At 39.4% G+C, this 12565-nt stretch carries 14 protein-coding genes, 1 tRNA gene, 1 pseudogene and 1 riboswitch; of the genes and pseudogenes, 6 read left to right on the top strand and 10 right to left on the bottom strand.

Going from position 1 to position 12565, the window contains the following annotated elements:
• Positions 1–178 precede the first annotated feature (178 nt).
• From O3658_RS03895 to O3658_RS03880, 4 genes are read left to right on the top strand one after another with little or no spacing between them, the layout of a single operon-like run.
• Positions 179–373 (top strand): helix-turn-helix transcriptional regulator, encoded by a 195-nt coding sequence (locus O3658_RS03895; RefSeq protein ID WP_001082478.1) that lies wholly within the window; start codon positions 179–181, stop codon positions 371–373.
• Positions 374–387: 14 nt separating this feature from the next.
• Positions 388–930: a DUF3278 domain-containing protein gene (locus O3658_RS03890; RefSeq protein ID WP_371559437.1), complete on the top strand. Its 543-nt coding sequence runs from the start codon at positions 388–390 to the stop codon at positions 928–930.
• 10 nt (positions 931–940) lie between these two features.
• A complete protein-coding gene (locus O3658_RS03885; RefSeq protein ID WP_371559436.1) occupies positions 941–1282 on the top strand; it encodes a hypothetical protein in 342 nt (113 codons plus the stop codon).
• A 12-nt stretch (positions 1283–1294) separates the two neighbouring features.
• Positions 1295–1834, top strand: coding sequence for a DUF3278 domain-containing protein (locus O3658_RS03880; protein WP_371559434.1), 540 nt, complete (start codon positions 1295–1297; stop codon positions 1832–1834).
• 179 nt (positions 1835–2013) lie between these two features.
• Here O3658_RS03880 and O3658_RS03875 read toward each other — a convergent pair whose 3' ends face one another.
• The 5 genes from O3658_RS03875 to O3658_RS03855 all read right to left on the bottom strand — a co-directional run bounded on the left by O3658_RS03875 (position 2014) and on the right by O3658_RS03855 (position 7809).
• Positions 2014–2910, bottom strand: a complete 897-nt coding sequence (locus tag O3658_RS03875) for a TDT family transporter (protein ID WP_371559432.1) — start codon at positions 2908–2910, stop codon at positions 2014–2016.
• Between the two features lie 107 nt (positions 2911–3017).
• Entirely contained in the window at positions 3018–4082 is a 1065-nt protein-coding gene (locus O3658_RS03870; RefSeq protein ID WP_371559430.1) for an acyl-CoA dehydrogenase family protein, read from the bottom strand.
• Positions 4083–4096: 14 nt separating this feature from the next.
• Positions 4097–4645 (bottom strand): carboxymuconolactone decarboxylase family protein, encoded by a 549-nt coding sequence (locus tag O3658_RS03865; protein WP_045763587.1) that lies wholly within the window; start codon positions 4643–4645, stop codon positions 4097–4099.
• Between the two features lie 224 nt (positions 4646–4869).
• Positions 4870–6048 (bottom strand): ryptide export MFS transporter, encoded by a 1179-nt coding sequence (locus O3658_RS03860; RefSeq protein ID WP_371559428.1) that lies wholly within the window; start codon positions 6046–6048, stop codon positions 4870–4872.
• 438 nt (positions 6049–6486) lie between these two features.
• Positions 6487–7809, bottom strand: coding sequence for an alanine/glycine:cation symporter family protein (locus tag O3658_RS03855; RefSeq protein ID WP_371559426.1), 1323 nt, complete (start codon positions 7807–7809; stop codon positions 6487–6489).
• Positions 7810–7899: 90 nt separating this feature from the next.
• Positions 7900–7988: riboswitch (glycine riboswitch) on the bottom strand.
• A gap of 399 nt (positions 7989–8387) precedes the next feature.
• Between O3658_RS03855 and O3658_RS03850 the strand changes: the two are divergent.
• Both O3658_RS03850 and O3658_RS03845 read left to right on the top strand, forming a co-directional pair.
• Positions 8388–8573: pseudogene (locus O3658_RS03850) on the top strand (helix-turn-helix domain-containing protein); the annotation flags it as partial.
• 108 nt (positions 8574–8681) lie between these two features.
• Positions 8682–9062: a hypothetical protein gene (locus O3658_RS03845; protein WP_371559425.1), complete on the top strand. Its 381-nt coding sequence runs from the start codon at positions 8682–8684 to the stop codon at positions 9060–9062.
• Between the two features lie 171 nt (positions 9063–9233).
• Here O3658_RS03845 and O3658_RS03840 read toward each other — a convergent pair.
• From O3658_RS03840 to O3658_RS03820, 5 genes are all read right to left on the bottom strand, one after another.
• Positions 9234–9306, bottom strand: a tRNA-Thr gene (locus O3658_RS03840).
• Positions 9307–9353: 47 nt separating this feature from the next.
• Positions 9354–9815, bottom strand: coding sequence for a GNAT family N-acetyltransferase (locus O3658_RS03835; protein ID WP_371559459.1), 462 nt, complete (start codon positions 9813–9815; stop codon positions 9354–9356).
• 37 nt (positions 9816–9852) lie between these two features.
• Complete coding sequence (locus O3658_RS03830) at positions 9853–10638, bottom strand: ABC transporter permease (protein ID WP_371559423.1); 786 nt, start codon at positions 10636–10638, stop codon at positions 9853–9855.
• 1 nt (position 10639) lies between these two features.
• Positions 10640–11458: an ABC transporter permease gene (locus O3658_RS03825; protein ID WP_371559421.1), complete on the bottom strand. Its 819-nt coding sequence runs from the start codon at positions 11456–11458 to the stop codon at positions 10640–10642.
• A gap of 1 nt (position 11459) precedes the next feature.
• Positions 11460–12452, bottom strand: a complete 993-nt coding sequence (locus tag O3658_RS03820) for an ATP-binding cassette domain-containing protein (protein WP_371559419.1) — start codon at positions 12450–12452, stop codon at positions 11460–11462.
• Between the last annotated feature and the right edge of the window lie 113 nt (positions 12453–12565).

Here is a 12565-nt window from a genome sequence, read left to right as displayed (position 1 = left end):
AATCCACTCTTATATTTTTTACTTTTCTTCATTATAGCATAAAATAGCTAGAAGATTTTCACATAAAAATATTATCACCAAGATTCTTTTAAAAATATGTCAAAAATAGTTGACATTATGTTCTTAAAAGAATATACTATAGTCAAATATATGTGACATAAACTAAAAAGGAGGAAGCATGAATCGTGTGAAAGAATTCCGCAAGGAACTGGGCATGTCCCAGCTTGAGCTCGCCAAGGATATCGGTGTCTCTAGGCAAACTATAAACATGATTGAAAACGACAAGTACAATCCAACTCTGGAACTCTGTCTCAATCTCGCTCGAAGCCTCCAAACTGACCTCAACAGTCTCTTTTGGGAGGACGATTTTTAAAAAGAAGAAGAAAAATGAAAAAAGAACCCCTCGATGAAAAACTAATCAAACGTATCTATGGCATTTCAGGGCCACTTGATGAACACAAACGACGCGAGGCTGACCACATCGGGAATAAAGTCTTTATGATTCTCTTTTACCTCATGACTCTAGGCAATCTTATTCCCTTTGTCCTTGCTTTTAGATATCCCCAAGTAGTCGCTTTTGGATATCCAATCATTATCTTTCTAATTTCCATGGTTTGTGCTCTTTATGTCACTACTCAAACTAAAAAAACTGGTATTGCTGCTATCGATCCTGATATGTTGAGCCAGAAGGAAAAGAAACAGTTACGTAATCCCGGACTTAAAGCTGGTCTTGGCTATGGAATAGCCATGTTGTTTGGAATGCCACTTCTCGATATCCTAATGGATGATAGCAAAAGCTATCTTACCTCTCTTCTGAATACCAGAAGTATCTTGTCGACCATCGTTGCAGCCTTCTTTTTCGGATTAACAGTGCATATTGTCATCACTCTTCGTATTCAAAAAGCTAGAGAAGATCAAGACGACGATTAGGAGGAAACTTATGAAATCACTACAAACTTTAATTCTCAGTCATATTTTGGTCAGTATCTTTATGACAGTTTTCCTAGTTTATGACCAAATTACGCGTCCTTTTCTGATCATCTTCCTCATAGCCCTTCCTGTCTTGAACAAAGGACAAAGATTTCAGAAAATCACATCAAAAAAAATACGCCTCTTAAACGCATCTCTCTGCTTTATCCTCGTATCTTTCCCACAACTGTTAACGAATTCTATGGATTGGAGATATCTATTATTTCTAACCATCTGTATCGTTTTTAGTCTAATCTACTTCTATACTCTCTATCAACTCTTTAAAGAAGCTAATCAAAAACAAGGTTATTAAGAGGTCACTACCATGAAAAAAGAAGACTTAACCACTCGCTTAGTTCGAAATTTCTTTCATATCCAAGGACCCTTTGATGAATGCCGTCAAGAGGTCATCTATAAGGCTTGCGCCCGTTCCATGGTCCAAATCTTTTACTCTTCCTTCTTTCTCTTCCTGTTCTATCTTTTGTTTGGGCGCTTTATAGAGATAGTTCGAACGGCTATGCCCTATCTCTACTTCTTGATGATTTTTGCCCTCAGTCTCAAGGCAAGGTATTCTACTAGAGGGCTCCACTTAGAAGATGATGATCAATCCGAGATTCCACAAATCACTTACAACAAGCGTCAAATCAAATTTAGAAGTTGGTTAGTTGGAACTAGCATCCCAACTCTCTACTTATTTATCCTATTTTCCAAAAAAGTACTTCTTGAAAATCACTCGATTACAGATTTCTTCTTGCAGTTTCTAGAACTCAAAATGATCGCATTTTTCCTACTAGTAGGACTCGGAGTAGGATCAATCTTTGGTACTATGACTTATTATTTTTTATCCGAACATGAAGAACAGTAGGAGAAAGCTGAACTAATTGATACTCAATGAAAATCAAAGAGCAAACTAGGAAGCTAGCCGCAAGCTGTACTTGAGTACGGCAAGGCGACGCTGACGTGGTTTGAATTTGATTTTCGAAGAGTATGATTCTGTCTATTATCGACAACATCCCCTAACACTTCTCAGTGCTAGGGGCTTTTTTAGTTCCTTAAATACCGCATATATTCTACTAATACATAGACAAGGATTGTTAAACAAATGATAGTTTCCAGCCAAACGAGGAGGTTAAGGACTGGAAACTGCAGAATGCCTTGGGCCATTTTCAATGAAGTTGCTGTGATGATAGTTGGGAAGGTTAGAGCTGAAAAAGCTGGTTGAAATCCCTGTTTTAAAATCCTTGGCAATCGACTGAGGACAAAGAAAAAGAAAGTCTGTGAGGCAAGGATCATGATCAGCAAAATCCAGACATGAAGAGCTGAACCTCCGATTCGAACGAGTGCTGCCAACAGTAGAGAAAAGGGAGCACAATAAATTCCTTCTTGCCCCAGTAAAGCCCGTGGCAATGGATTACTTTTCAAATCTTGATAAATCAGAGGATAAAGGAAAAGGGTTAAGGTAAAGCCAAAAATCCAAGCACCATAGGCAATCTCGACTATACCCACCACTGGGTAGGTCAAGCTTGCTACTGCTATCCCCACATAAAGAACTGTCCAACTTGGCGTTGCGTTCGTTCTTGGTTTAGTCTGCACATAATTTTTAGTGAAGTAGATGATTAACCCTACATCTAGTAGAAAGGCAAACCACCAAAGAGCTTGTGCTATGATACCCATACTCGTAGGTAAGATTCGCAGTAAGTAGGTTGATAAAATCATCCCTGCCATGGGAAAGGTCGCCATTCCCGATAATAGAGGAGCTTTCTTAAGTTCTTGCTGGCTCTCTTGCCAATCACTAAGATGACTGTATAAAAAATAAAACCATAAAATCAAGCCTGACAAACTAAAGACGTGCGATAATAGTGGAAAAATATCCAGGATGAGATTGCCTGCTCCAGCCAATCCCAATAAGCACCCTGAAAAGGCCAAGGGGAGTTTTTTCATGTGAACCTCCAATAGTCATGTTATTATCAGTATAGCATAAAAGCGCTTAAATGAAGGATAAAAAACGAAGTTTAAAAAGATAAACCTCGTTTTTATTTTCTTTATTGTTAGTTTGTCGCTAGAATATGTCGCAATTGCACTGCACTAGGAGAAACAATTGGTAAAAAGGCACCTTCATTCCAACGACGTATGAAACCGGATGTCGATTTACTAAAATATCCTCTACCGCCACCAGCTTGTAGTTCTAACAAGAGACTTTGAGCAACAATATCAACAATATCAATTCGTAACTGGAATAGCTCACGCGGATTTCTAACGAAATAGGACTCTTCAGATAGTCCTTGATAGAGAGAATGTCGAATATCATCTAACTGTTCGACCTGATGCTGCCATTCTTCCTTCAAGACACCTCGTTTCCCCAATTCTTTTTCGACTTCTGAGAGTGAACGTTCAGCCAAACCAAAGGCTAGGCCAAATTGGTAGCCTAAAAAGGCTGGACGATTTTGCGCTAAAAATTGATGGGCATCCCTCGATAGAATCCACTCTTCCTTTAAAGATACCTTGTTAAAAGTCAGAGCTGCTGTATTTCCTCCTTGGAGAGAAACAAATTCCAAATCTTCGGAACGACTAAAGTTTTCTGCGTCCGATGGTACAGCTACTACATAACTTGTACTCGGATCATCTGCAAATCCTGCTACAAAAATAGTGAGGAAGCGATCCCTACGAGCATTGGTCACCCAAGGAAGTCGTCCTTTAAGATAATAATTTCCATTTTCTTCAAGGATTCGAACATTTAGTTCCTCTAAGTCAGATAGATACTTGACCGCATTAGATAAGGCCGTAGCACCTGCATATTCTCCTGATAAGAGTTTTTCCAAGTAAACTTCTTTGAAATAAGCATTATCAGTATGAAGAATATTGTCTATTAAAGTTCGTTGCCCCCATGAGATAAAGGAGGCTGTTAAGGAATGTTGAGCGAGTTCTGCAAGGATATCGATAACATCTTGATCACTTCCACCTAGCCCTCCAAGAACTTTTGGTACTCCTACACGAAAGGCACCTTCTGCAGCAATTTTCTCAATCAGCTCTTCTCCAGCTTGACATGATTTTTTGTCAATTTCATCGGCGTGCTGGTCTAACCAACTTAAAAATTCTTCTGAAAAAAATCCCATACTCTGCCCTCCTCTTATGCATAAGGTTGTAATTCTGGATTAATCGGTGTGTTAGCTAGGTTGTTGGCATAGTTACAAAGACTTGCTAGACTGACACCGAGAACAACATCCAAGGCATTTTCTTGTGTATAGCCTGCTTCAAGAAATTCTCCAAGAGCTTCATCTCCTACGCGCCCTTTGGTATTGATAACTGCCAAGGTAAACTTAGCTAGAGTATCCAGCTTAGGATCGCTTTCGATTGGAGTACGATTGCGAAGGGCTTGAAGTAGGTCATCGTTCATCTGGATTTGCTTGATAGAAAAGGCTGTATGGCCAGCGACGCAGAAGGCACAACCGTTGGTTACAGCTGCAGTGATTTGCACCACTTCTCGTTCTACAGGTGTTAGACTATTGCGACGGTTAATAGCTCCAACAGTGCGATAAGCCTCTAGGGCTGTAGGGGCATTGGCCAAAAGACCGATAAGATTTGGGATATAACCATTGTTGTCCTTTTGTACCGTTTCAAGAACTTCTTTCACTTCTGCTGGTGCTGATTCTACTGTGTGGATAGTAAATGTTGTCATAAGGGGACCTCTTTTCGTTTTGTAATTGAATGGTTTCTGCGAAAATCTTACGAAATCTCATCAGCCTATTGAACAAATCCTTGCCTTGATTGATGATTCATTAGCTTTTCGTTGACAATAAGTCTAACACAGAATCTATACCTTGCATAATATATATTTTAAATTGCACTGATAAAAAATTTTTATGAAAACAAAAAAATCACACCAGATGTGTGATCATACTGTTAATTTATCTGATGCTTGTTTCTTAAAACTAAGATAGATTCTACCAGCAAGCAGAAGATAGCTAAGCCAAAGCCAGTAAATACACCAAAATATTCTGTGATAAAACTCATTAGAAAAACAGAAGCAGAAAAGGCCAATGTAGAGACAACTTCGATAACGGAGTAAACATTCACAAGTTCCTTCTCATCAACCGATTCCTGTAAAAACACACTCTCAGGAACTTCCTTGATTTGAGATAGAAAACCAATTACTAGAGATAGGAATAGAAAAATAGGTGCATTTGGAAATAGCACTATCAACAGAGTTACTAGTGCTGTCGCTAACAAAGAAAAGGTCATAGTTTGATATTTATAGGTAACAACTTTCTCTGCTAGACGGAAGATAATAGCTCCTCCCAAGATAATTCCCAAGGAATAGGATGTATTGACGTATCCCCAATAGCTTTCTGACCGATGTAAAATCTCAGTCACAAACACAAGTAAAACTGAAGATACCCAGATAGCATTGGCTAAAATTTCTAAAAGATTGGCTTGGACAATAAAGCGTAATCTTGATTCTTTAGCCACCAATCGCCAACCTTTTGTTAACGTCTCAAGACTTGTTTCAGAGGATAACTCTTCTTTTTCTACAAGTGGCAAACCAAACATCAAAATCGTCGAAATTGTAAACAAAACTAACACAATGAGCAGACTAGGATTCATTCCCAGACTCGCAAATAAGAAACCTCCTAAGCCCCAACCAACGAGTTGCACACTTTCTCCACTCATAGAAATGGCTGCATTCGCTTTAGCTAAATCTCTTGCATAGCGTGGAACAATCGCATAGGAAACAGGTGCTGCAAAACCATCCAAAACGGAGATTAAAGTGACAATAGCATATAAAAGAGGGAGGGAAATAGTTTCAGATTGCTTGAGTAGAAAAACCAAAATCGCTAACAGAATCGTCTTACCAAATTGAGTCAAGAAAAGAACACGATTTAAAGCTAATCTCTTTGTTACTAACGGGACTAAGAAACTGGCTAAAAAGGAGGATAGACCTATCAGAATTGGTACTAGGGAGGTTGAAATGACCGAACCAGATAAGACAAACACATTTGCAATCACAATGACTCTAAAAAAGACATCTGCTAGATTCGCTATTCCCTGTGAAGTCACTAATTTTTGAATATCTTTTGACATAAATACCTCCAGTTTATTTCTCTTTCGCACACAGATGAAACAAGACATATTAGACCAAAAACAGATTTATGCTGACTATTATACAATAAATAAAAGTGCAAATAAAGGATATCATAAAAGATGTACTCTTGAATTTCATTCATCTTATGACATAATACTCTTCGAAAATCTCTTCAAACCGCGTCAACGTCGCCTTGCCGTATATATGTGACTGACTTCATCAGTTTCATCTGCAACCTCAAAACAGTGTTTTGAGCTGACTTCGTCAGTTCTATCTACAACCTCAAAACAGTGTTTTGAGCAACCTGTGGCTAGTTTCCTAGTTTGCTCTTTGATTTTCATTGAGTATAAAATAAAAAACTAGCTCTAGAAGTGAAAAAACTAGCATCTCACAAACAGATGCTAGTCTTATCTATAAATGGTAATATCAATCTTACATTATTTATCAAAATACTTCTTAGTCTCAGCAATAACAACTGGCGACAAGGCTAAGAGTGCAATCAAGTTTGGTAGAGCCATGAGGGCATTAACAATATCCGCAATGACCCAGACCATATCCAGCTCGATAAATCCTCCCAGCAAGACCATAAGCACAAAGACCACACGATAAAGCCAGATAAAGCGAACGCCAAAGAGAAATTCAAAACAACGCTCTCCGTAATAGTTCCATCCCAAAATCGTAGTAAAGGCAAAAAGTACTAAAAAGATTGTTAGAAGAGCAGGTCCAAAGAAAGAAAATACTGTAGAAAAAGCTGACTGAGTTAGAGCAACACCATCTAAATTACCATTCCAAACCCCAGTCACCAAGATTGTCAGACCAGTCAAAGTACAGATAATCAAGGTATCAATAAAGGTTCCTGTCATGGAAATCAAACCTTGCTCCACCGGTTCGTTGGTCTTAGCTGCCGCAGCCGCAATGGGAGCTGAACCCAATCCAGACTCGTTTGAGAAGACACCACGTGCCACACCATTTTGAATAGCAGTTCGGATACTGGCTCCTGCAAAGCCTCCTACTGCAGCCACTGGACTAAAAGCTGATGTAAAGACCAAGGCCAGAGTTGCAGGGAGTTTCTCGATATTAAAGAGAATAACTGTCAAGGTTCCCAAGATATAGACAATAGCCATAAAGGGAACAACTGTAGTTGACACCTTAGAAATAGACTTGAGCCCACCAAAGACTGCGATCCCTACGAAAATAGATAAAACAAGTGCAGTAATTGTCGGATCAATACTAGCCGTATTTTGCACGGATTCTGTAATAGAATTCACTTGGGTAAAAGTACCGATTCCCAAAAGTGCAACCAATACTCCAGCTATAGCAAAGAAGATTGCAAGAGGGCGCCATTTTTCGCCCATACCTAGAAGGATATAATGCATCGGTCCTCCTGCTACCGCACCATGGTCATCCTTGGTTCGATATTTGATAGCAAGTAGTCCTTCTGCATACTTGGTTGCCATTCCAAAGAAAGCAGCCACCCACATCCAAAAAAGAGCACCTGGTCCACCAACCTTTATAGCCGTTGCAACCCCGATAATATTTCCTGTACCAACAGTTGCTGCTAGGGCTGTACACAAAGCAGCAAAGCTCGAAACATCCCCATGTCCCTTATCCTTGGTAAAAATAAGTTGAAATGCCTTAGGAAGACGCAAGATCTGTAAGAGTCCTAAACGAAGAGTTAAATATATTCCTGTACCAACCAATAAAATTAAAAGGGGTGGGCCCCATACCAGAGCATCCAGCTCTTTTAGCAAATTTAACATACCATTCTCCTATCTATTCAACCCCAAAAGAAAGAGCACATGTTAAAAACACGTACTCTGGAATGCATCGATAAATGCCAAAAAGCGCTCTATCATTGCTCTGTCCTTTTACCTGAGAGTTTGAGCAGTTGCCTGCCTTGCCCCTTCGGTGCCTTTACGGTCTCTCCAGAGTTCCGTCCATTTACAGTCATGAAAAATCAAACGATTTTCCACTTCTATTAAACTTCATTCGGTGTTGTATTTAATTTTTATTTATTTTACAAGAAAATTCAGCTCTTGTCAATTATTTTCAGAAAATTTTATTATACTTTTTATGATATTTAAAAGTTCTATAATGAAGTTAGCCACCCAGCCCTCCTAAAAATTAGATGCTTCAACTAACTTATAGCTAGTACTCGATTTCATTCGATATGCGGCTTGATGATGTTAGGCTGGTGTCCAAGGCTAAGACTAGCCTTGCTTTAGCTGACAAAACAGCTTCAGGGGCTCCTCTTGTCACATGAAATCTCTTATAGGCATAAGAAAACAGCTCTGTGTTATACTTGTTGTTCAACCACAAACACAAGAAAGGCACAGAGATTCAAAGCTATTATACTACAAAAGCCAAACATTTGACAATCGATAGCCGTCGCTTAATCGAACGATGGAAAAAGGAAGGGAAATCAAATAGAGAAATTGCCTCTCTACTTGGAAAAACTCCTCAAACTATCCATACTGAAATCAAGCGCGGGACAATTCTGCAATGTGTTGGAATAGGGCGCTTCTAAAAGGTTTATTCTGCCGACTATGCTCAAAAGTCTTATGAAAGTGCTGGCATTAAAATATCCTCACACATCACGCAAGGAAATCGATATATCAAGCAAGCTTTGACTATGTCGGGATTGATTGCAGCAAATTCTAAGGATCCAGCTTTTTCTTCTTTTTACAATCGAATTTCCCAAAGAGGAAGCAAGATGAAAGCCATCATTGCTTGCGCCCATAAGATTCTCATACTCTTCGAAAATCTCTTCAAACTGCGTCAACGTCGCCTTGCCGTATATATGTTACTGACTTCGTCAGTTTCATCTGCAACCTCAAAACAGTGTTTTGAGCTGACTTCGTCGGTTCTATCTACAACCTCAAAGCAGTGCTTTGAGCAACCTGCGGCTAGTTTCCTACTTTGCTCTTTGATTTTCATTGAGTATCAAAATCATTTCTCCACCAAACAGACTTATCAAACAGAAAAGGCGCTAGGACTGAGGAAACAGTTCTAACGCCCAAACTAAAAAAATTTCAATTACAGTATAGCACAGGAAGTGATTTTTTGCGCTTTTTTACTGTTTTTTTCAAATAAAATACTAAATTATTTTTAAAAATCAACTTGTGATAATTGCCTTCAAATAAACATTCTGAATTTTCTTTGTATTTCTTTACATTTCTAAAAATGCCGATTGCAGGGATCGAACCTGTGACCTTCGCGTTACGAATGCGGTGCTCTACCAACTGAGCTAAATCGGCGATTCCACTTATAGTATAGCACTATAAGAAAGGATGTCAAGGGATTCTTAACCCATCTTTTTAATCAAAATCTGACAAGGATTTTGAGGCCCCCAAAGTTGTGGAAAAATCTCTAATTTTTTAAAGCCAAGACTGCGATAAAAGACATTTGTTCGATCATAATCTTTATTAGAGCCTTCTGCTACTGTTTTCACTTGTAAATAATCAACGTTTTTGCGTGCTTCACTTTCTAAAGCAGCAAGCAATTGATTCCCAATCCCTCTACCTTGATGAGCTTTTTTTACACCGAGACAATCAATCTCAGCGCAATCTTCACTAGAATAGGACAAACTTACAAATCCAGCCAAATCACTCTCCTGATAGGCAGCCCACACTTGCAAGTCCTTGGCTCCTTCGATATAGGCTTGCGTACTTTCTGGTATTCCAAACCATTCTGGCAAATCCTTTAAAACTTCAGCAACGACTGCTATTTTTTGATTGGCATCTTTCACTTCTTCAATTACAAACATCATAAAATCCTTTCATGATTTGATCCAATTTTTGCTATTAAGAACCCGCACTTTCATAGGCATCTAAGCCCCTATCCCAGAGTTTTAGAGAGATTCCAAAGAAGATAAGGGAAATCAGAACCAATCCTCCGATGTTAAAAAGCCCATCCTTATCCTGCAAGAAATAGCTGGCAGGGTAGTAAGCCGTAAAGGCAAAAGGCACGATAAAACTGATCAACCAACGAAGAAGTGAATTGTATATGGAAATCGGGTATTTGGCGAAATCATTGAACATATAAAAAATGTAAATCATGGCACCTGACTGCTTGGTCCAAAAAGCGATACTGGCTGTTGCGATTTTTAAAGAAGTATAAATCAAGGTCGCAAAAGGAATGCAGACTAGGAAAATCAGGAATTTGGGAAGAGTCCAAGCAATGCTGGTCACTGTTGTTCCCAGTAAAATGCCACCGACCAAGAGCTCACCCAAGGCATCAATCTGAAAGGTCTCAACCAGGATGTGAAATAGGGGATTGATAGGACGAGTCAGATACTTGTCAAATTCTCCTTTTCGGACTAGTCGTTGACCTAAAGCCCAGAGATTGTCAAAAAAGAGATGATCTAATCCCTTTGGAATCAAGGAAAATCCATAGATAAAGGCAATCTCTTGAAAGGTCCAACCTTCTAAGGATGGAATGTGTTGAAAAATGACATTAAGAAACAAGAGATTCAAGCCTTGAGTCAGAAAAACTCCCAGCACACCAACCACAAAATCAACCTTGTATTCCATGATTTGTTTGATGTATTGTCTGATAAAAATCAGATGCATGCGTTGATATTTTTTCATACTAACCTCCTTGAATGGTGATAAATGACTGGACTCGTTTCCAAATCAACTGAGACAAGCCCACCATTACTAAAAGCCAAAAAAACTGCAAAGCGAGTGCTTGAATAATCTGACTAGCATCGTATTTCCCAACAATGATCATGACCGGAGTGTAGATTAAAGATGAAAAAGGCAGGAAGGAGAGAATATCTGAAACGACCTTAGGAAAGAAAGCCAAGGGAATCAAACTTCCAGACATAAAAGCCACTATTGAAGTCTTGAGTAAATTGGAACCCCAGAGATTTTTAAACACAAAGGCTGAAAATCCAAAGCAGATATTAAAGAAGAAGTTAATCAAATAGGCTAGTGTTAAGCTAAAGAGATAAAGGACCGTTAATCCCAGCACTTCTACAATACCTTGCCCAGATAAGATTTTCATCAAGACAATAACACTTAAAAATGGCAGGCCAACAGAGATAAAAATCAACCACTTGGAACCAAGCTCCGTAAAGAGGTAAGAAGCCGCAAAATGCACTGGTCGCAACAAGCGCATGATAATGGAACCATCCTTGACCTCATCACCAATCATAAAGGAAGAATCCGACCTAGTCAGAAGATTAGTCACAAAACTCATGATGATGTAGAGGGTGATATCCGCCATACTGAAGCCCTGAATCAAAGGCTCCTGGGAGGAATCAAAGACAGCCTTCCATAGATAAAAAGCCACAAAAGCTCCCATGACATCGCCAATCCGATAAAGAAGAAAGTTGACTCGATAGCTAATCAACTCCTGAATCCCTGCATTGATAAAGGGTTTATAACGTCTCCACAATTTGACCATCTTAGAGCTCCTTTCGGTAGAAGCGACGGATAATATCCTCAATATCCGTATCTACCATCTTCAAATCACGGACCTCAAAATCAGATAAGGTTTGCTTGATAATATCGGCCGACTGGTAGCGGGAACTATCAAATTCAATAGTCAGGTTATTTCCTTGTCTATCAATGGATATATCAGGTAAGCCTTCATAATGAGAGACGAGATGACTTTGACCTGGCGTCAGATCGAAGGATAGAGTCTTCATCTTGCCAAAGGTTTCCTTGAGCTGGCTAACCGTTCCATCAAAAATCTCCTGCCCCTTGTCAATCATAAAAATCCGATCACAGAGTTGCTCAATATCACTTAGGTCGTGAGTGGTTAAAAGAATGGTGGTTTCTTCCTCTTGATTGATCTGAGTAATGGCGCGACGAATGTTGTCTTTGACCGAAACGTCCAACCCAATGGTCGGCTCATCTAAAAAGAGAACCTTAGGATTGTGGAGCAAGGAAGCCGCAATGTCCGCCCGCATCCGTTGACCAAGTGAAAGAGTCCGCACGGGATCCTTGATAAAGTCCTTCAAATCCAAGACTTCATTCAAAAAATCCATGCGCTTATGGAAGAGCGAGTCTGGCACATCGTAAATCTCTTTTAACACCGTGTAGGTCTCTTGCAGAGCCAAATCCCACCATAGCTGGGTACGTTGACCAAAGACCACCCCAATATCCTTAACATAGTCCTGGCGATTGTCCTGTGGAATCTTGCCGTTAATCCGACAAAAACCAGATGTCGGTTTTAAAATCCCTGTCAGCATTTTGATGGTGGTTGACTTCCCAGCACCATTAGCCCCGATAAAACCTAAAATCTGTCCCTTTGGCACCTCAAAGGTCAAATCCTTGACCGCTTCAAAAGTCTGCTTTTCAGGATGAATAAAGGAGCGCAAAGCCCCCTTCAAACCTGGTTCCTTAACAGTCTTCACAAAATTTTTCTGAAGATGTTCCACTTCTATCATTGCCATATCTATCTCCCTTTAGAAAGAAATCGTTAAATCAAGTTCCTGAACATTCAAACACGATTTCTTATCTCCAAAAATCTGCCTTCTTTTTCGACATAAGGAAAGAAAGCTCTAAT

This window comes from Streptococcus sp. 27098_8_69 (assembly GCF_041432445.1).
Lineage (GTDB): Bacteria > Bacillota > Bacilli > Lactobacillales > Streptococcaceae > Streptococcus.
Note: the sequence above shows the minus strand (reverse complement) of the source record. Positions and strands in the feature narration are given on the sequence as shown.

What these genes read in the sequence shown, in the direction of transcription:
- O3658_RS03895 (WP_001082478.1), top strand. Translation starts at nt 179, where the DNA reads ATGAATCGTGTGAAAGAATTCCGCAAGGAACTGGGCATGTCCCAGCTT.
- O3658_RS03890 (WP_371559437.1), top strand. Translation starts at nt 388, where the DNA reads ATGAAAAAAGAACCCCTCGATGAAAAACTAATCAAACGTATCTATGGC.
- O3658_RS03885 (WP_371559436.1), top strand. Translation starts at nt 941, where the DNA reads ATGAAATCACTACAAACTTTAATTCTCAGTCATATTTTGGTCAGTATC.
- O3658_RS03880 (WP_371559434.1), top strand. Translation starts at nt 1,295, where the DNA reads ATGAAAAAAGAAGACTTAACCACTCGCTTAGTTCGAAATTTCTTTCAT.
- O3658_RS03875 (WP_371559432.1), bottom strand. Translation starts at nt 2,910, where the DNA reads ATGAAAAAACTCCCCTTGGCCTTTTCAGGGTGCTTATTGGGATTGGCT.
- O3658_RS03870 (WP_371559430.1), bottom strand. Translation starts at nt 4,082, where the DNA reads ATGGGATTTTTTTCAGAAGAATTTTTAAGTTGGTTAGACCAGCACGCC.
- O3658_RS03865 (WP_045763587.1), bottom strand. Translation starts at nt 4,645, where the DNA reads ATGACAACATTTACTATCCACACAGTAGAATCAGCACCAGCAGAAGTG.
- O3658_RS03860 (WP_371559428.1), bottom strand. Translation starts at nt 6,048, where the DNA reads ATGTCAAAAGATATTCAAAAATTAGTGACTTCACAGGGAATAGCGAAT.
- O3658_RS03855 (WP_371559426.1), bottom strand. Translation starts at nt 7,809, where the DNA reads ATGTTAAATTTGCTAAAAGAGCTGGATGCTCTGGTATGGGGCCCACCC.
- O3658_RS03845 (WP_371559425.1), top strand. Translation starts at nt 8,682, where the DNA reads ATGTCGGGATTGATTGCAGCAAATTCTAAGGATCCAGCTTTTTCTTCT.
- O3658_RS03835 (WP_371559459.1), bottom strand. Translation starts at nt 9,815, where the DNA reads ATGTTTGTAATTGAAGAAGTGAAAGATGCCAATCAAAAAATAGCAGTC.
- O3658_RS03830 (WP_371559423.1), bottom strand. Translation starts at nt 10,638, where the DNA reads ATGAAAAAATATCAACGCATGCATCTGATTTTTATCAGACAATACATC.
- O3658_RS03825 (WP_371559421.1), bottom strand. Translation starts at nt 11,458, where the DNA reads ATGGTCAAATTGTGGAGACGTTATAAACCCTTTATCAATGCAGGGATT.
- O3658_RS03820 (WP_371559419.1), bottom strand. Translation starts at nt 12,452, where the DNA reads ATGGCAATGATAGAAGTGGAACATCTTCAGAAAAATTTTGTGAAGACT.